Source organism: Phormidium sp. CCY1219 (assembly GCF_035615515.1).
In the GTDB taxonomy this organism is placed as follows: Bacteria; Cyanobacteriota; Cyanobacteriia; order Cyanobacteriales; family Laspinemataceae; genus CCY1219.
This window is the reverse complement of the sequence record NZ_JAJENT010000441.1, coordinates 1-17,782: the sequence shown is the minus strand read 5'-3', so window position 1 is coordinate 17,782 and position 17,782 is coordinate 1. Positions and strand designations below refer to the sequence as shown.

Annotated in this window: 14 protein-coding genes and 1 pseudogene; 9 read left to right on the top strand and 6 right to left on the bottom strand. The window is 47.8% G+C overall.

Annotated elements, in window-relative coordinates:
* Window positions 1-22 precede the first annotated feature (22 nt).
* Window positions 23-4,357: a DNA/RNA non-specific endonuclease gene (locus LKK83_RS10340; RefSeq protein ID WP_324631014.1), complete on the top strand. Its 4,335-nt coding sequence runs from the start codon at window positions 23-25 to the stop codon at window positions 4,355-4,357.
* Between the two features lie 203 nt (window positions 4,358-4,560).
* Here the strand turns inward: LKK83_RS10340 and LKK83_RS10335 are convergent, their stop codons facing one another.
* Entirely contained in the window at window positions 4,561-5,016 is a 456-nt protein-coding gene (locus LKK83_RS10335; RefSeq protein WP_324631013.1) for a pentapeptide repeat-containing protein, read from the bottom strand.
* Window positions 5,017-5,168: 152 nt separating this feature from the next.
* On the opposite strand from LKK83_RS10335, the gene LKK83_RS10330 reads away from it, so the two are divergent.
* Complete coding sequence (locus tag LKK83_RS10330; protein ID WP_324631012.1) at window positions 5,169-6,566, top strand: DUF6531 domain-containing protein; 1,398 nt, start codon at window positions 5,169-5,171, stop codon at window positions 6,564-6,566.
* Here LKK83_RS10330 and LKK83_RS10325 read toward each other — a convergent pair.
* Window positions 6,563-7,954: pseudogene (locus tag LKK83_RS10325) on the bottom strand (ISKra4 family transposase). The gene LKK83_RS10330 and the pseudogene LKK83_RS10325 sit on opposite strands and share 4 nt — an antisense overlap.
* A 546-nt stretch (window positions 7,955-8,500) precedes the next feature.
* On the opposite strand from LKK83_RS10325, the gene LKK83_RS10320 reads away from it, so the two are divergent.
* From LKK83_RS10320 to LKK83_RS10310, 3 genes are all read left to right on the top strand, one after another.
* Entirely contained in the window at window positions 8,501-9,343 is an 843-nt protein-coding gene (locus LKK83_RS10320; protein WP_324631011.1) for a sirohydrochlorin chelatase, read from the top strand.
* A gap of 148 nt (window positions 9,344-9,491) precedes the next feature.
* Window positions 9,492-9,992, top strand: a complete 501-nt coding sequence (locus LKK83_RS10315) for a DUF2721 domain-containing protein (RefSeq protein ID WP_324631010.1) — start codon at window positions 9,492-9,494, stop codon at window positions 9,990-9,992.
* Entirely contained in the window at window positions 9,976-10,209 is a 234-nt protein-coding gene (locus tag LKK83_RS10310) for a hypothetical protein (RefSeq protein ID WP_324631009.1), read from the top strand. The genes LKK83_RS10315 and LKK83_RS10310 overlap by 17 nt, the downstream gene beginning before the upstream one ends.
* 83 nt (window positions 10,210-10,292) lie before the next feature.
* Here LKK83_RS10310 and LKK83_RS10305 read toward each other — a convergent pair whose 3' ends face one another.
* Window positions 10,293-10,664: a response regulator transcription factor gene (locus tag LKK83_RS10305; RefSeq protein WP_324631008.1), complete on the bottom strand. Its 372-nt coding sequence runs from the start codon at window positions 10,662-10,664 to the stop codon at window positions 10,293-10,295.
* 504 nt (window positions 10,665-11,168) lie between these two features.
* On the opposite strand from LKK83_RS10305, the gene LKK83_RS10300 reads away from it, so the two are divergent.
* The 3 genes from LKK83_RS10300 to LKK83_RS10290 all read left to right on the top strand — a co-directional run bounded on the left by LKK83_RS10300 (window position 11,169) and on the right by LKK83_RS10290 (window position 13,710).
* Window positions 11,169-11,306: a hypothetical protein gene (locus tag LKK83_RS10300; protein ID WP_324631007.1), complete on the top strand. Its 138-nt coding sequence runs from the start codon at window positions 11,169-11,171 to the stop codon at window positions 11,304-11,306.
* Between the two features lie 197 nt (window positions 11,307-11,503).
* The gene (locus LKK83_RS10295; protein ID WP_324631006.1) at window positions 11,504-12,127 is read left to right on the top strand and encodes a response regulator transcription factor; all 624 of its coding nucleotides are present in this window, start codon (window positions 11,504-11,506) and stop codon (window positions 12,125-12,127) included.
* A 458-nt stretch (window positions 12,128-12,585) separates the two neighbouring features.
* Window positions 12,586-13,710, top strand: coding sequence for a hypothetical protein (locus tag LKK83_RS10290; protein WP_324631005.1), 1,125 nt, complete (start codon window positions 12,586-12,588; stop codon window positions 13,708-13,710).
* 99 nt (window positions 13,711-13,809) lie between these two features.
* On the opposite strand, the gene LKK83_RS10285 is transcribed toward LKK83_RS10290, so the two are convergent.
* Both LKK83_RS10285 and LKK83_RS10280 read right to left on the bottom strand, forming a co-directional pair.
* The gene (locus tag LKK83_RS10285; protein ID WP_324631004.1) at window positions 13,810-15,423 is read right to left on the bottom strand and encodes a 2-isopropylmalate synthase; all 1,614 of its coding nucleotides are present in this window, start codon (window positions 15,421-15,423) and stop codon (window positions 13,810-13,812) included.
* Window positions 15,424-15,544: 121 nt separating this feature from the next.
* Window positions 15,545-16,069: a LabA-like NYN domain-containing protein gene (locus tag LKK83_RS10280; protein ID WP_324631003.1), complete on the bottom strand. Its 525-nt coding sequence runs from the start codon at window positions 16,067-16,069 to the stop codon at window positions 15,545-15,547.
* Window positions 16,070-16,575: 506 nt separating this feature from the next.
* On the opposite strand from LKK83_RS10280, the gene LKK83_RS10275 reads away from it, so the two are divergent.
* Window positions 16,576-16,716: a hypothetical protein gene (locus tag LKK83_RS10275; protein ID WP_324631002.1), complete on the top strand. Its 141-nt coding sequence runs from the start codon at window positions 16,576-16,578 to the stop codon at window positions 16,714-16,716.
* A 161-nt stretch (window positions 16,717-16,877) separates the two neighbouring features.
* On the opposite strand, the gene LKK83_RS10270 is transcribed toward LKK83_RS10275, so the two are convergent.
* The gene (locus LKK83_RS10270; protein ID WP_324631001.1) at window positions 16,878-17,525 is read right to left on the bottom strand and encodes a response regulator transcription factor; all 648 of its coding nucleotides are present in this window, start codon (window positions 17,523-17,525) and stop codon (window positions 16,878-16,880) included.
* Window positions 17,526-17,782 lie beyond the last annotated feature (257 nt).

Here is a 17,782-nt window from a genome sequence, read left to right as displayed (position 1 = left end):
TCGCGTGGGGTTAGTAGATTTGATGACTTGGCAACAGGTCGATACCAATTCAGAAACTCCTGAAATAGATCCGATTGCCTTACCCGCTGGTGCTTCCCCTCAATCGATCGCCCTCGACCCTGGGGATAACTATGCCTACATTGCTGATGGCAAAATTGGAGCGCTTTACATACTGGATATCAATCCCAATTCAGCGACCTATCATCAAATAATTCAGACTATTTCATTTCCCTCCGCATCATGGGGATTGCGCCAAATATCGATGAGTAGTGATGGCCGAAAGCTATTTGTTGCGGCTCCCGATTATTCTTTGCCGTTTTCTAACACTAAGGGGCAAATTCACGTTGTTAATATCGACCCGCGCGATCGGCCTAGTAATCTAGAGAATAATCCTCGATTGTGGCACGAAAAAATTGGATTTATTTCTACTTACTCACAGGTAGATGGTGTTTTCGCTACTAACAACGGTGGTATCGCTTTTACTAACTCTAGACGAGAAAATGAGGGTTTTGGAGTGGTGGAAATCCTCAATGATGACCCGCTCGACTTCACTGTGGGTACTCCCCGCTATGCCTCATTACGACTAGGTAATTTTCTCGATTACTTCGATATCAACTGGGCTACATCGGTAGACATTCTGCGGGATGGCTCTTACGCATTTGTGGCTGCTAAAAATAATAGCTCCCAAACCGGGGTAGAGAGTATTGATGGGCCGCGAGCGGGAAGTAATATTGGGATAATTAAAGACCCGTTTGGTCCCAATCCGAAGTTAGTCGCAGCCACGAGACCGATTCCCGGTGGCAAAACGACGGATTTGGTGCTTTCTAGTGATGAAAAATACCTGTATGTTTCTTATCCGGGTTTAGAATTGTCTGATTCAACCGATCGGGGTGGCATTTTCGTCTTTGATGTGGAGGAAATGATTGCCACTGTAGAAAATCCAGGGAATTTTTGGCTGGATAGTTTGAATCGAGGGATAGGCAGTGTTGGGTTTAATGAGAACGCGAAACGGTTGGCGAGTGAAAATGATTTGGGTTCTGTGCCTATTGATGATATTAATCCGGACATCAGTGTAGCGGCAGATTATGAGATTATTGGGGGCAATTGGCGATCTGACTTTACTTTTGGCGTTCCGGAGGATACGATAAAAGCTCCGTTGGGGATTGGGGGAATGCCGATGGGTTTGACCTTAGTATCGGCATCAAAACCGTTGCAATTGGTTAGTCCGGGAATCAGTGGAGTTGCTGATTCTTTGACCCCTACATTCGAGTGGAAATTTGGGGATGAGGATGATGATGATGTTTGTGGGGCGATCGACCCGGATGATGTGAAGGAAGTAAGGCTTTATGTGAGCGTGTTTCCGAAGGGAGAGGGGTTGTTACCGGGGGATCGCTGGAACGAAATTCAGTATCCGGGAAATTTGGATGATTATAATCCGAATCGCGTCCTCACGGCGACTTGGAAAGAGGGGGTGTGGACTTGGAATGGAGGTTCTCAAGCGGGTGCTAAAGACCAGTTTACACTGCCTGATGACCGGATGTTGACGGCGGGTCAGGAGTATCATTGGGCTGTAGAAGCAGTGACGACGGAAGGTGAAATTGGCAGGACAGTTACAGGGAGATTTGAAACAGCACTTTCCGAATCTTTTAATGATGGCAGATTTAGCAGCGTGACTGTATTGACTCGCGGCGTGGAACCAGACAATTCCGGAGAAAGTATTAATAGTCAAATTAATGCTCTTGCCAGTAATATTCAAGAAGCAGGCGGTTCGGTGATGAAATACAATCCCTCTACTGGGGGATGGCAATCTGTCACCTTAAACGGGAATAGTTGGGTGGTGACTAACGCAACACCTATTCCAGGCCAACCACTGGTATTGTTAGCAGATTGGATGCAGGGTCTCGATGCCAGCAGTTTCTATAACGCAGGTTTTGCAGAAGCGGCGGCTGATTCTTTGTTTGCTTCCTTAGTGAAACTCGACCAACAATATGGTGGTAAAGTTGGAGAGGGGTCTGGTCTTTATGATGCTAATGGCAATCTTATCCGGACCCAAGGAGATATTTTTAACTCGCCATTACATTTTATTGGATTGGGTCAAGGTGCAGTGGTGAATACGGAAATTATTCAGCGGTTGGGGACGTATTTTCCTCATGCTGGGGGAACCAACGCTTCTAATCGCGACCTCCAAATGACTACAATCGATCCGTATGATTACGACCCGACTTTTCCAGAACCCGTTTTCAGCACTGTCCTCGATCCGGAAGTGGTAGTGTGGGACAATGTGACTTATGCGGATAACTACTATCAGAACAAAGGGACGGATAATACCCTCAACGGCAAAGAACTGTCTACAGCGGATTGGAATGTGAACTTGGGTTCCTGGGCGAACTTCGACCAAAATCTAGACACAGGTGGTCCTCATCAAGCAGCAGCAGCGTGGTATGCGGGAACGGCAGACCTCAATCTGAGTCAAATTCCTTCAGAAAATGGGCAAACGATTTATCGTCGCTTAGGGGATTTGTCCTCCTCCGAACGACCCTGGTACACCCCAGACCACACTAATGCTAACTTTAGCCACGGTGAAGAGATGGCTCCTTGGGAGGGGATTGGTACGGGTTGGTTCCACTCAGTTTTGGGTGGGGGCAATCAATTACGTCCATATAATTATGAAGGAGGTAAGTTGAGCAAAGACGAAATTCAAGAATTCAGCTATCCCAATGACGGCTGGGGAGAATATTTAAAAACTAAGCGAGTTTCAGTCGAACAAGAAAACAATCCTATACCTGGAATGCGGGGGGATTTTGCCGTTCCCACTCTATTTAATGGAAATTTTGATGCAATTGTTTATAAGTACAGCAGCCAAAATATTCCTAGTTGGTACATTGATACGCCTACTAACCCCTTGAAACAAAGCGCTTTAATTGATGTGGCAGGTATTCCCGGTTCTACTGGTCTTCCAAATTATGCTTTGCAACTGGGAGGAGGCAACCCAACTCAAGCTACTCATGATTGGTTCATGGTTCCGGATTGGGGAAATTTACGATTTGATGTTTTTGCTCCTGTTGAGAGTGGAGAACTCAATGTTAAACTTGAAACAATAGAGGGTCAAAGCAAAAATGTTACCATCGCTCTCGATCGAGATGCAGACTTTTTAATTGACGAAACTAATAGCCGAGAAATTCCGATCGTTAAAGAAATTTACTCAGAAATTGAAAATCAAATAGGATTTGGCCGCAAAGGTTTTGAAACTTTTCAACTCAAGTTACATCTTTCTGATTCAGAAATAGCCGAGTTTCGAGGGAAACCTGCAAAAATAAGTTTTTCTTTACAGGGTGGGGATTTCGTTTACATAGATAACGTTTTCTTTAAGAGTGATTTCCTCGCAATTGCCAATCCTACAGAGGCTAGATGGAATCTGGAAAGTAGCACTTCTGTCAACAATTTGTTACTAGAAAAGCCACAATACGCTCTGTCTTACAATGCCGATACTAAACTTGCAAATTGGGTAGGGTGGAAAGTAGACAAAACATGGGTGACACAACCACAACCCGAACCGGGAGAATTCCCAACAGGATTACTAAGAAGACCTGAATTTATAGCCGACCCTGATTTATTAGCGAGTGGCCTGTCCAGCTATGATGCAAATATTTTTACAGGATTGGGAATGGATCGAGGACATTTGGCTCCCGATCGCGATAAACGAAGACACCCCAAAGACCAGTTATCAACCTACCTCACAACTAATTTGATTGCCCAATCAATGGATAATAATCGATTTTTTGTGTCGGGAAGTGACAATCCCAGAGATGCTTCTGCTTGGTTCAATATAGAAGATAAAGTGGTGTTTCCACGGGCTGCTCAGGGGGAAGAGCTTTATATTTTTGCTGGAGCTTTTGGCAATAATGATAATTCTCAACCAAGAACAAATGTACCCGAATTACTTAACCTGAATGTAAATAGGGGAAATACAAACCCTGACAATTTAGTCAGCCAAGAAATTCACATTCCTAAATGGACGTGGAAAAGTATCATCGCCTTAGAACAGCCAGGAGCCGATATTACTTCGTCAAACATAGAAGGTTTCGCATATATAACCCCCAATAGAGCGGAACCAGATTGGAATAATGTATCCTCAGAAGGGATTGCCAATCCACTGAATGTATTTTCCCAGTTTTTGAACAACAATCGCGGGAACATCACTAATCCAACGGATTGGAGAAACCCAGATACCTGGCGAGTCACTATTCCAGAACTGACCCACATTCTGAATGAGCGTAACCGAGTTCGCGATTATGACTTTAATTTTGATTTCCTGTCAAATCTACCAGAAACTATTCAGCAGACTTTGAATAGCTAAGTTTTTCTAAAAAAAATAGCGGCCTCACGAAGACGAGAACCGCTATTTTTACATTTTATATTTTGGGGGCATATTGGTTCAGCAATTCTTATTTTGTAATTTTTTGACTTGACTTCTATAAGGGGTTTTTGTTATGAATTTTTAACGATTTATCCAGCATATTTATTTTAACTTAATGTCTTTACTATTCAGGTTGCGTATGGTCAAGTTATATGGTAAGTAAAACCGGATATAAAAACTCCGTCCGATCGAATAACATCCCAGAATTCACAAGGATCTTCGCCAGAACCACCCAACTTAGCATCTTGAAAATTTACTCTAATAAAAGCAGCACGGCTTACATTTGAAAGACTAATTCTTATACCTCTGAGATCGCAGTCAAAAAATCTGGCACTCTCCAAATCACACTGCTCGATCGTAGCATCTTTCAGATTACATAACCAGAATTGTACAACCGATAAATTACAGTCCGACAATTCGGTACTGCTTAAGTTAACATTTTTTAAGTTAGCACTCTGAAGGTTGACATGGTAAAAGCAAGCACCGCTTAGATTGACCGAATCTAGCTTGACATTGCTTAAGTCAGTATGCTGCAAAATAATTGCTCGAAAATCTCTCTCTCCCGCATCGTAGCGTCTGAGCAGATCTTCCCCATCCATAGTTAACCTCCGTCAATCCAAGTTCATGCCTTAATTTTAACACCATTTGTATCAAAAAATATGAGTCAACAGATCTTTCATTAGACTCCCTTTATTCCCCTACTCTATGCGGAAATCTCATACTCGAAGTTTCCTCCGATACCATATCTCCAGTGGTACAAGTATTGCCTTCGGGTGTATTTATCGTAGATGGCGATTTTGAAGTCCCGTTAGGCACTCCCATCACGTTCTTTACCAACGCTACCGATAATGTTGGTGTGGAAGGCGTCCAATTGTTCTTAGATGAAGTTCCCGTTACTTTAACTGCCAATGGAACAGCAAGTTACACTCCTTCAGAATTGGGAACGCTAACCGCTAAAGCAGTTGCGGTAGATGCGGCGGGAAATTTAGGTGAAAGTAGCATTGACATTCGGGTTTACGACCCCAATGACCTAAATCCTCCCATTGTAGAACTGTCTCCCACCCTTGGAGAGGAACCGCTCACCGATTTTACCGATATTATTGGCACGGTAACGGATGACAACTTGACGAATTACGTCCTATCTATTGCACCTGCATCCGGTGGAGAATTTGTTGAAATTGCATCGGGAGATTCTCAGATAACCAACGCTAAATTGGGAGACTTTGACCCGACCCTGCTGCAAAATGATACTTACATTCTGCGATTGACGGCGACGGATGAGAGTGGGAATAGCGCTTCCACCGAGCAAATGGTCGATGTTACTGGGGAGTTAAAATTGGGCAATTTCCGCTTATCGTTTACGGATTTGGAGGTTCCAGTTGCGGGGATTCCGATTAATTTGACGCGGACTTACGATACGCTCAACGCTTCCCAATCCGATGATTTTGGATATGGATGGCGCTTGGAGTTCCGGGATACGGATTTGCGGACATCTGTGGGACGGGATAAACTGTACGAACAGATGGGGATTCCTTCAGTTGGATTTGAGGAAGGTACGCGGGTTTATGTGACGTTACCCGGTGGGAAGCGGACTGGGTTTACGTTCAAACCGGTGATAGATCCGGAGATTGTCAAGGCGTTGCGGATGGGAGCGCCTTTACCACAAAGTATGATTTTTTACAACCCGGCGTTTGAGACGGATGATGGGGAACAGGTGACGTTGAGTGTGAAGAAAACTCAGTTGCTTTACAATCAGGAGACGGGTCAATACTATCATCCGAGTGGGTCGCCTTACAATCCAGCGAATTCGTTCTTTGGCGGGAGTTATACGCTAACGACGAAGGAGGGGATTGAGTATGAGATTGATGGGACGACTGGCGATTTATTGACGGTGACGGATACTCATGGGAATACGCTGACTTATTCGGATGAAGGGATTTTCAGTTCTACTGGGAAGTCGGTGACGTTTGAGAGGAATGCGTCGGGTCGGATTGTGACAGCGATCGACCCGAAGGGAGAAAGAATTGAGTATGAGTATGATGAGAATGGGGATTTAGTTGGGGTTACGGATAGAGAGGAGAATACGACTCGGTTTGAGTATCACGAGGAACGAGAACATTACTTAGAAGAAATCATCGGGCGCATCTAACAGTTGGGGGAGGAACCAGAAGGTGAGAACAAATTCGCGTCCGAAAACAAGTCGTCAAAGCGACGATTGACCCATGCAAGGCGTAAATGTAACAGGTGATTAAATCCCTCCGCACTCCACCGCATACCTACACCCTTAAATCGCTGTTGTATCAACCATTTACACGCACTCTCGACCATGCCCGAGCCTCGGGGTATTCCGTCAGCCTCAAAGGAGTGATAAGTAATGTGCTTTTCGTGACCCTTAAAATAATCATGTACTCGTCGAATAATATCCCGTTGACCCGCTTTTAAAGAGTGAGAATTAGCGAGAGTATTTAGCTCGGAAATGACTTGAGATGACTTCCCATGTCTGAGTTGATGCCGCCAAGATTTAAAGCATTCCTTTGCAGCCCGAGTGCGGCCATCTTTATAGGCCGCAGCCGCTTTCCACAAATGTCCAGCCGCATGATAGAAATCTAAGACTCCCACTACATCTAATGGAGCCAAAAACCGCTCGTATAAATTCCAGAACCCTACTCCTCCATCCGAAAGTTAGACGACCTTAGAGGCACTCTGGAGTCCCGACCTAATCGCTTCTACCATGACTCTGGGGCAAAGGTCATTAATATTTCCGAGTACCGCGACTAGACGCCGTTGATGTAATCGGGTTGCTGTTTTACCTGAGCGAGTAAAATATGCTCCTAATCGGGCGATTACGCCCACTTTCACTTCTCGCCATTGTGTGGCTCCAGATGGTTTTTTTGTATGGGGGCGAAAAGGCACCATAACTCCATCAGCAGCTATAACTAACGGCATTTTTTCCACTTTTGATGACAAGGGAGCGGGTGAGGGGTTTTTTCCTTGCTCAAATGCCTCTATATCCTTGGATATTTTGTCTTCTGCCAGCCTTCCTTTTTCGGCTACCCAGTTTCCAATTGTTTGACTGCAAACTTTGATTTGAGTTAAGTTTTCTAGTAATTCAGTGGTGATTTTAAACGGCACAAAAATAGCCAATAAACATCCTAGCCTAATGACTTCATCCGATGTTTTTTGGTCGGGTTTGATTGATAATTCTTCATCAAGAGGTACTCTCTGGCTCCCAGAACATTTTTTCGGGCAACGCCCGACTCTTCTTGACCACTTGACAATTCCTACAAGGGTTAGCAGTGAGCGTTCCTGAAAACCCTTACTATTTAAACGAGTCCCACAATGTGGACAATCAGGCCATTCGGTGGGTAATTTAGCCCGACGCCCCAACTCCGCTTCTACCAAAAGCCTTGCAAATTCTAACCCGACGCGCCATGCCAGTCAAACAAGAGCAACTAGACTGGACGCTGTTTCTAGTTTGTCAAAGTCGCTTTCCCAATCGGGATTAGCCGCTATTAATCGTTCTAGGCGTGTTATCATGATATAAGTTTAAATTTTTCGTGAATCGGGAATGTAGTCACATACATTCCCTCTTTTTATTTTACTCCCTTCTTGTCCCTCTCTACGCCTTCTCTCGCAAACCCTATGAAGACCCCTCCCCCAACTGCTGGATGCGCCCGATCGCTACTCTACCGCTCAGCAGAATTTCCCTGGCTTTAATTTCTCCCTTCCGACAGATTTTCTCCCAACGTTCCAAAATCTCGATTCAGAACCACCGCATATCAGGAGGATCGATTATACATTGCCAGGGCGGGCTGCATCTGTTGCTTTCTCCAACAAGCTCGGCGCGCGCGTTTTATACAAAGTTCAGCAAAACTTTACAACGATTTCGGCAAATTTGATACAATAAGTCAGATGCGATGGGTTTCTCAATTCTCAATTCTCCATTGTCAATTTTTCGAGCCGATGCACGGCGCTGGCGCTTTTTTTTCAAGCTGAATCGCGTGGAACTGCGGAAAATCTGTAAACTATAACTACGATTGCTACCATCTGGATGGATTGGCGATCGCGTAAAATTCAACCCTAATGACCTTGCACTTATCAACCGCTTATTTACTGGTATCCCACGGCAGTCGCGATCCTCGTCCGGAAGTGGCGGTGAAAAAACTCGCTCGCTTACTCGCGGATCGACTGGCGGTGGCGCGTCAACCTACGGCGCTTAGCGCTCAACGCCATTCCCACTGGAACCGGATTCCCGGCGGATCCCTCGGGGACAGGGAAGGGAAGGGCGAAGACTCTGCATCGCCTTTAGTGGGTACGGCGCAATTAGAACTGCATCCCCTGCCATTGCATCAGCAGATCCTAGAGTTTAGCGATCGCGCCGCATCCCTGGGGTGTGAGCGGATTTGCATCTTGCCGTTGTTTCTGCTACCGGGAGTTCACGTGATGGAAGATATCCCCGAGGAAGTGCAAACCGCGCGGCAACTTTTAGGAGAAAGCCGGATCCTCGACGTGCGCCCGCATTTAGGCAGGGAAACCTTGGGTTTAACCCGGTTAGTGGCGTCGCAGATCCAGGGACTCCAGGCGAAAGATCCGCGCGATCGCCCCTGGATTTTAGTATCCCACGGGTCGCGTCGAGAAGGCGCAAACACCACAGTGGAGGAGATGGCGCAGCGCCTGGATGCGGTGACGGCATATTGGTCCAGGTCGCCGAGTTTGGAGGAACGGGTGGAACAATTACGGGCGGCGGGCGATCGCCAAATTGGCATTGTCCCTTACTTTCTATTTACCGGGGGCATCACCGATGCGATCGGCGAGTCGGTTCGCCAGCTTTCCCAACAACAACCGCCCCTCGAATTTCAGCTTGCCGAACCTCTCGGCCCGAGTGACGAATTGGCGGATTTGATTTTACATTTAACTCAAAAGTAAATCCCTGGTGGAACCGCCACTATGGCCCGGACAATTTCCTCAATTCATCGCCTAAGTTCGAGGAAAAAGGGGAGAACCTGGCTGCTGGCGGAACCTAATTCTCGAATAACATTTGGTGCAGACTTTTAGACAGTGCGATGCAGCAACCATGAGCATAACTGCAACTCAATCCATTCAAGCTATCCTAGCACCTGCGGTGATGATTTCATCCAGTTCGTTGTTTTTTCTGGGATTGAATGCGCGGCATTCTGCCCTGTTAACGCGAATTCGCTTGCTCACGGATGAAAAGCGAAAAATCGGCAAAGAACTAACCCATCGCGGGCACCTAGAAGCGGATGAAGATGTTAGATTGGGGAACATCAGAAATCAGCTTAAGTTCCTCCTGCGACGGGCGAAGTTCGTGCGAAATTCGGTGTTTTGCAATGCGATCGCCGCCGTTTTATTTGTGTTTACCTCTCTGTCGATTGGACTGGATTATTTAATGCCCACTCCATTAACCGGCGACTTTCCGCTGATTGTGTTTATTTTGGGAATGTTATTATTTTTAGCTGGCGTTACCTTAACCGGGATTGATGAATTTATTTCCTATTCGGTGATTTTGATGGAAGTCAAAGAAGCCGAAGCCACGGGTGATGTGGGAAAATTTTGATCGAGAGTTTCCCGGCAGATTTCTCGCGGCTAAACGCGATCCCGTGAATTTTTTATCGGAGATGGGAGAGCCTGGGGAGGTAGGCGGGGGGAACTTTAGCCCCGCGCGAGAACCGGATCCGATCGCCTGTGGGTTCCGGAACCCCTGCGCGATCGCGATAACGGATTCTCCCGAGGGTTCGGCGTTCCGGAAACCTCCGGGCCAGCGATCGCCCTGAGGGTTCATTCCAGATGCTTGCGCGATCGCTTCGCCACGGGGAAATCTCTGTGCGCCTCTCCAAACTGACGGTTCCACTGGGGATCACGCGAGATTTCGCAGCAAGCTTTTCACCGTGTGAACCAGTTCCGAGGGATGAAAGGGTTTGGTGATATATGCATCTGCCCCTTGTTTGATCCCCCAGTAGCGGTCAAATTCCTCCCCTTTACTCGAACACATCAGGATCGGAATCTTCTCTCCATCGGGCATTTTTTTCAGCCATCGGCACAAGTCGTAGCCGTTCATCCGGGGCATAATAATATCCAAAACCACTAAATCGGGGCGATCGCTCTGAAGAAGCTGTTTGGCTTCTACCCCATCACGGGCTTCGATTACCTTCATTCCGAGCTTTCTCAGAATTGAGCCAAGCATTTCCCGTGCGGTAGCACTATCGTCCACAATCAAAACTTTACTCATAATTCCCTCTTGACATGCAAGCTTAAAACATACACTGGACAGGCATCTGACCCTTCTAAGGAGAAGCTTTCCCCGTTGGGGATGGGAAACGATCCGCGATCGCCGCATAGCAGCGATCCCCTCACAGATCGTGCATCTCAACTGGACTTGCGTCTAGATTTGCCCCTTGCAAGGGATCCGATTGCACTGCTATTATTCTTTCGATGCACCGCCGACTTCATTTTATCCCTGTGAAAGCGCCTATTCCCCGATCCGGATGGAATCTCGCGGTTCTCGCCGATGAGCCTACATTGACGAGAAGAGCTAGATTAACATCCAGAACCCGTGAAGTGGCAGGGAGTTAATTTGCGCTCTAGTCTCGACAAGTCTGGGCTTCTCGCCGACTTAGCTAAATGCAAAATTGTCTGCGTTCCATCGTAACCTCCCCATTTATCGGTGTTTGTGTAGTTTATTGTAAAAATTAAACTAGGGAAACCGCATGAGGAGGAAGTCACGACTCGATCCATGACTAAAGTCACCATTTTATCCATGACGTTTGTTATCGGTCAGTTTAGCTTATGGATGCAATCTTTCAGTCCTCTTGGGAAACGGCGATCGCATCAATACCTGGGAGGCGCGATCTGCGATCGCCGTTTCAAATAATGCAGATGCAGGGTGCCATCTAACTCCACCAGGGAGGGGGCGGGGTGTGTGGCTCACCTCCCGCAATCGGGTATTTCATCGTAATATCGGCTTGTGGTTCGTTTTCCGTCTTCGCCTATGCAGGTCTTTCGCCCACAATAGATTAGGTTGGCGATCGATTCGGCGGCTGGTTTGAGCGCTTGTCAGGACGATCGAAATTGAATTCGTCGAGGATTGGTGGCTTTGCTCGAAAGCCGGATTTGCAGGTGGAAGGCGTTGCGGAAAACGGCAAACGGGCACTGGCGTTGGTGGAATCTCTTCAACCCAATGTGGTGCTGATGGATATTCACATGCCGGTGATGGATGGCGTTACCGCAATGGAGTGGATCTGCGAGCAGTTTCCCGAGGTGAAGGTGTTGATGCTGACGAGCTTTGATGAAGATGAATATGTGGCACAGGCGCTGCAGGTTGGGGTAATGGGCTATTTGCTGAAGGATATGCCCTCGGAAGAGTTGACGGGTGCAATTCGCACGGTGGACAAAGGCTATACCCAAGTCGGACCGGGTTTGGTGAAAAAAGTCATGGCAAAAGTCGCAACGCCACCGCAGCGCGAATCCATTTTACCCCCGGGATGGTCTGACCTCACTCGCCGAGAATTGGAAGTTTTGCAGTGGCTTTCCCAAGGTGCGAGCGATCGCAAAATCGCCAATTCGCTTTATATTTGTGAGGGCATGGTGAAAAATCACGTTACCAATATTTTGCATCGGCTTAACTTGCGCGATCGCACTCAAGTCGCAATTGTTGCTCATTCAGTTTTCTCTCGCCAAAACCCCTCTGAGTGAATTTCTCGCCAGTCTATATGATGCGCGGCATTGAGACGGGGCGCTCTGCTCTACCTCGCTATTGGAGTTTGTAGGGTGGGCAGGCACGAGATTTTTCCCCTTTCCTCCTCTCCTCGGCAACTCTCAATCGCTTTCCACCGGATATAATATAGCCGTCGATCGCTTTTCAATCCGGCAATGTGGTCAACACTCCACTGGTACTGGCGGGATTTACCATTGCCCTGGATGAATTGTTCCCATGAGACCCTATATCGCCGCCCCAAAATCTATCGCGGCGGACAATCCTCTGTCTCGTAGCAGATACCGACTTGCCTGGGTCTCGGATAAAATAAAACGGTCACGCCGTCAGATCTGTGTCTATGCAAAACTATTCGTTCCTTCACCGCTTGGCCACTGGTTTGCTTTGCCTGTGCTTGGGCGGGTCGCAACTAGGGGTTGTGCCTTCTCAGGGTACACAAATGTCCTTTCTCTCTGATTCTACCACTTGTCAGAACAGACCCACGCCTAATTTTCTGGTGGTGGGGGGTGGGGGGTCTCGCGAGTCGAACGAAATTGCCCTGGAAAAAAACCTGTTGTACTTTCAGCGCACGTTACGAACCTTCGGATATAACCCCGCCGAGGCGATCGTGTTTTTCGCCAATGGCAATGACGGAGGCGCTACAATTCGCTATATCGATCGCCTCGGACAACAGCATTTTAAATCTCCGGAAATTCCCCATCTGCGTGGCGGCGCAACCGGGGAAAATCTCGATCGCTGGTTTGGGGAAATGGCCTCGACAGCCTCTCGTCGTCCGTTATTCTTCTACTTTACCGGGCATGGATTGCCGCAGTCGTTAATTCTCTGGGGACATGAATCCTTTACGGTGGCGGACTTATCTCGCCAACTCGATCGCCTGCCTCGAGAAACCCCGGTGGTATTGATGATGGCACAGTGTTACTCGGGGTCGTTTGCGGATTTTATCTACCAAGGGGGCGATCGCGCTCGACCGCTTTCCCCGCAGACGCGCTGTGGTTTTTTCGCTACGGTGGCGTCTCGTCCCTCGGTGGGATGTACCCCCCTCATTGACGAAGCGGATTATCGCGATTATAGTTCCAGTTTCTTTGCCGGACTCAGCGGCGTCACGCGGACGGGTCAGTCTGTCCCTTCTGCCGATTATAATGGCGATGGGCGAGTGTCTTATGCGGAAGCGCATGGGTTTGCTAAGGTGGACGAGCAAACGATGGATTGGCCCATTTCTACTTCGGAGGCGTGGTTGCAAAATCGCGCCACTGAGGCAGATCGCGATCGCATTTTCGGGGGGGCGATCGCTACCCTTTTATCCACTGCCCGTCCGGAACAGGAATATGTGGTAAATTCTATTGTATCGCAATTTAATTTCGATCGCCAAGCGTCTCTGGTTGAAAATCTCTCTACCCTCCCGGAGTCTGAAGTTAGCGATCGGGTGCAGGCGGCATATCTGATGCGTCTGCAAATGGAATTGGTCAATATTGGGATGGAAGCCAAACTTCGCGCCGCCGGGGATGCAGGGGCGATCGCCACCCTCGATCGCTTGTTAAACTGCGAATCCGGTTCTTGGCAATAGCGATCGCCCTTTCACAAACAAAAGGGACGCGATCGCGCCCCTTTCGCCCCTGGTCAGGGAGGGTTTTATCCCTCCCCCTCGATTGGCAGGCACAATGAGTTAGGACTGCGCCACGGGAGTGGCGGGAGTCTCACTCTGTGACTTCTGCTTGTGCAATGCGCCGTACAAGCGGTTCAGGGCATTGATATAGGCATGAGCCGATGCGACAATAATATCGGTATTGGCTGCATGACCGGAGAAAATGCGATCGCCGTAGCGCAAGCGAATCGTCACTTCCCCAATGGCGTCAATCCCGGCGGTGACAGACTGTACCGAAAACTCGATTAACTGATTCGGCACGTTGACGACGCGGTTAATCGCTTTATACACCGCATCCACCGGACCGGTGCCGATCGCAGCATCGGTGAGTTCTTCGCCGGTGGGCGTCCGCAGGGTGACGGTGGCGGTGGGACGGGCGCGATCGCCGCAAGACACCTGCACCAACTCTAAGCGGAAAATTTCCGGCGGTTGCTGAATCTCGGCATTGACGATCGATTCGAGATCCCAATCCGTGACCTCTTTCTTCTTATCCGCTACCGCCTTAAAGGTCAAAAACGCATTATTTAACTCGGTTTCTGACAGTTCAAACCCTAATTCTTTCAGGCGATTGGCAAACGCATGACGCCCGGACAATTTGCCCAATATAATTTGATTGTCGGTCAACCCAATCGACTGGGCATCCATAATTTCATAGGTCTGCTTGTGCTTGAGAACCCCATCTTGGTGAATGCCCGATTCATGGGCAAATGCATTCGTCCCCACGATCGCTTTATTCGGTTGCACGAACATCCCGGTGAGGTTGGACACCAAACGGGAGGTTTTGTAAATTTGCCGGGTGTCAATCTGGGTCAGGGGTTCTTCTGACTCGGCGGGACGTCCGAAAAATGAGTTAAAATACTGACGCCGCACGTGCAGGGCCATCACCAGTTCTTCCAAGGCGGCATTGCCGGCGCGTTCCCCAATCCCGTTGATGGTGCATTCTAGCTGTCGCGCCCCATTCTTCACCGCTTCGAGGAAGTTGGCTACTGCTAACCCCAGGTCGTTATGTCCGTGAACGGAGATAATCGCTTTATCGATATTGGGGACGTTTTCTTTGATGCCTCGGATCAAGGCTCCGAATTCGCTCGGAGTGGTGTATCCTACCGTATCGGGGATGTTAATGGTACTCGCCCCAGCGGCGATCGCTCTTTCGAGTACCTGATAGAGAAATTCTGGGTCGGACCGTCCGGCGTCTTCTGGGGAAAATTCTACATCCTCTACGAAGGATTTGGCATAGGCCACCATTTCTTCAGCAATGGCGAGCACCTCTTGTCTGGTTTTCTTCAGTTTGTGTTTTAAGTGAATGTCTGAGGTGGCTATAAAGGTGTGAATTCGCCCTTTGGCGGCGGGTTTGAGCGCCTTCGCCGCTGCTTCGATATCTTTGCGGTTGGCCCTTGCAAGTCCGCAAATTATCGGGCCTGATTCTTCGCCCACGGTTTGGGCAATTTTTTGCACGGCTTCAAAATCGCCGGGACTGGCGTAGGGGAACCCCGCTTCGATGACATCTACGTTGAGTCGGGCTAACTGACGCGCAATGGTCAGCTTTTCGTCTACGTTCAAAGACGCTCCAGGAGACTGTTCTCCGTCGCGCAAGGTGGTATCAAATATGATAATGCGATCGCGAAGCTCGGTCATGGATTTTACCTCAATTCAATTCGGTTTTTTGCTCGAGTCTCTGGGACTGTTTTTTATTTTGCCACTGATGGCTGTGTTCTGACTACTGAACTCTCAGCACTACTTGCAAGTCTCTCCATTTCTAATAATCGATTTTTTCTATATGATTGCGAATATCATTTAAGTCTATATATCGGTCGGTGGCGTTTCGCAATTCTCTAGCAATCATTCCTTCGGTGGAAACTACGGTGATATGTGTATTTTTAGAACGCAGAAGTTCGATCGCTCGCTCAAAATCTCCATCTCCACTAAACAACACTACCCGGTCGTACTGATCTACTGTATTAAACATATCGACTACAATTTCAATGTCTAAGTTGGCTTTTTGCGAGTACCGACCGGAGGTGTCATCATAATATTCTTTGAGAATTTTGGTGCGAACGGTATAACCTAGGCTAATCAGTGCATCTCTAAATCCTCTTTGGTCTTGCGGATCTTTTAAGCCGGTGTACCAAAAAGCATTGATGAGCATGATTCCCCTTTGCTCTTTATCCACGAAATATTCCAAAACTCTTCTGGGATCGAAAAACCAACCATTTTTTTGTTGAGCATAGAACATATTGTTCCCGTCTACAAATATAGACAGGCGGTTCATTGAGCAACCCATAGAAACTTAGACCTAATATTAGTAGAAAATAATTAAACTGAAAAAAACAATCTGACCGGCGGTTTATGTTCCTAAACCGCTCTGGCAAGTTTTGGCTGCAAGGTCTGAAAAAGAGGCGAGAAGGCATGGGTTTGGCAGCCAGACGGGGTATCGCCCCCTTTGTTAACCGGAGGGTCAGCCTTCCTGGGTTAAGGTTCCCGCCAAGAGGCGATCGCCTCCCTCCTGCGATTTTCCCTGGCATCCTCGGTTGCTTCCAATATCCGGGTTGCTTTGATTGACAGTCATTTTAGAAAATAACATCTTTACAATTAACTACAGGTTATAAAAGCGCCATTGGAATAATTTTGTTGGGCGATAAAAATATACAGACTCAAATCAGTAGACCCAATCACCTCCAGTGGCGGCGCGAACGCAGAGCGTCTCGAATTAACAATTTGAGGGATTCGGTCTGACCCAGAATCCTCCCATATCAACTTTACCCCTAAATGAGAATTGTGGATTCACGGATGCAAACAGGATGGCGATCGCCAATGGGTACCCACGCCTGGGTAATGGGCGGGGAGATTTCCCACCGGCGATCGCGGTTTCTAAGGGAATACAAAGGCAGAGAACTCGCCCTTTCCTCGGATCCCTCGCTTTTGCCCTGAACCCTAATTTCAGGCGATCGCCAACCGCAATTTCCCAAAAAAAAAGACCCTCAGCTCCAGCATGAAGCCACCCACCAGCACCAGTCTGGTGGCTACAGCTACTCCATCTGAAGCCTTGTCTTCCCTCCCCCGGGTAAAACCCGCACTCCTGAATCCCCGATTTAGGCCATCTTGGTTTCGATCGCCCAGCGCGCTAACTCGGTACGGTTGTGCAAACCCGTTTTCGCCAGCATATTAGACACATGGCTTTCAATCGTCCGCTGGGAGACTTTCATCGCTTCCGCAATTTCTCGGTTTGCCATTCCCCGAGCGACGAACTGAACCACTTTCAGCTCGGTGGGCGTCAGTTCCACATCAAACGGTACTTGGATTTTTGGCCCATTTTGTCCCCCTTGGATTTTATGCTTTAGCAATCTTCCCGCCTGTTTCAAAGATGCTTCCACCTGGGACACCAATTCTTCCGGTTCAAATGGCTTGACCATATACACGTCAGCCCCGGTATTTAATCCTTTTACCCGATCTTGGCTTTGTCCTTTTGCCGAGAGAAATAAAACGGGAATCCAATTCGTGCGGGGGTCTTGACGAACCTGTTCCACGAAAGCATAGCCGTCCATTTCCGGCATCATTACGTCGCAAATAATCATGTCTGGAATTTCGCTTTCCAGAATCCCTAGCGCTTCTCGACCATTTTCTGCAGTGGTGACGCCATACCCTCGAAATTCTAAATAATCCTTGACAAGCAAGATTAGATTCGGGTCGTCATCAATTAACAGAAGTTGCTTTTGAGGCCCTATGCTGGTGTCAGTCATAACTTTACTAATTGCCGGGGTTGAATCTATAAAATCTAGTTTCGGTGCAGGCCGAGTTTTTTATCTCTGAAAGATAGAATTCACTACCTGTCTATGAAACGAGATGGATAAAACTGCGCTCGAGATGGAGGTAATTTTTACTAGCCTCCTTTAATAATAAATTTAGAAATCCTACAGATTTGTTAAACTAAGCAATTCCGTCACCAGAACTACTCGTCTTCAAAACCGGACTTGAGACTTTCACCTCATCCGGGGAC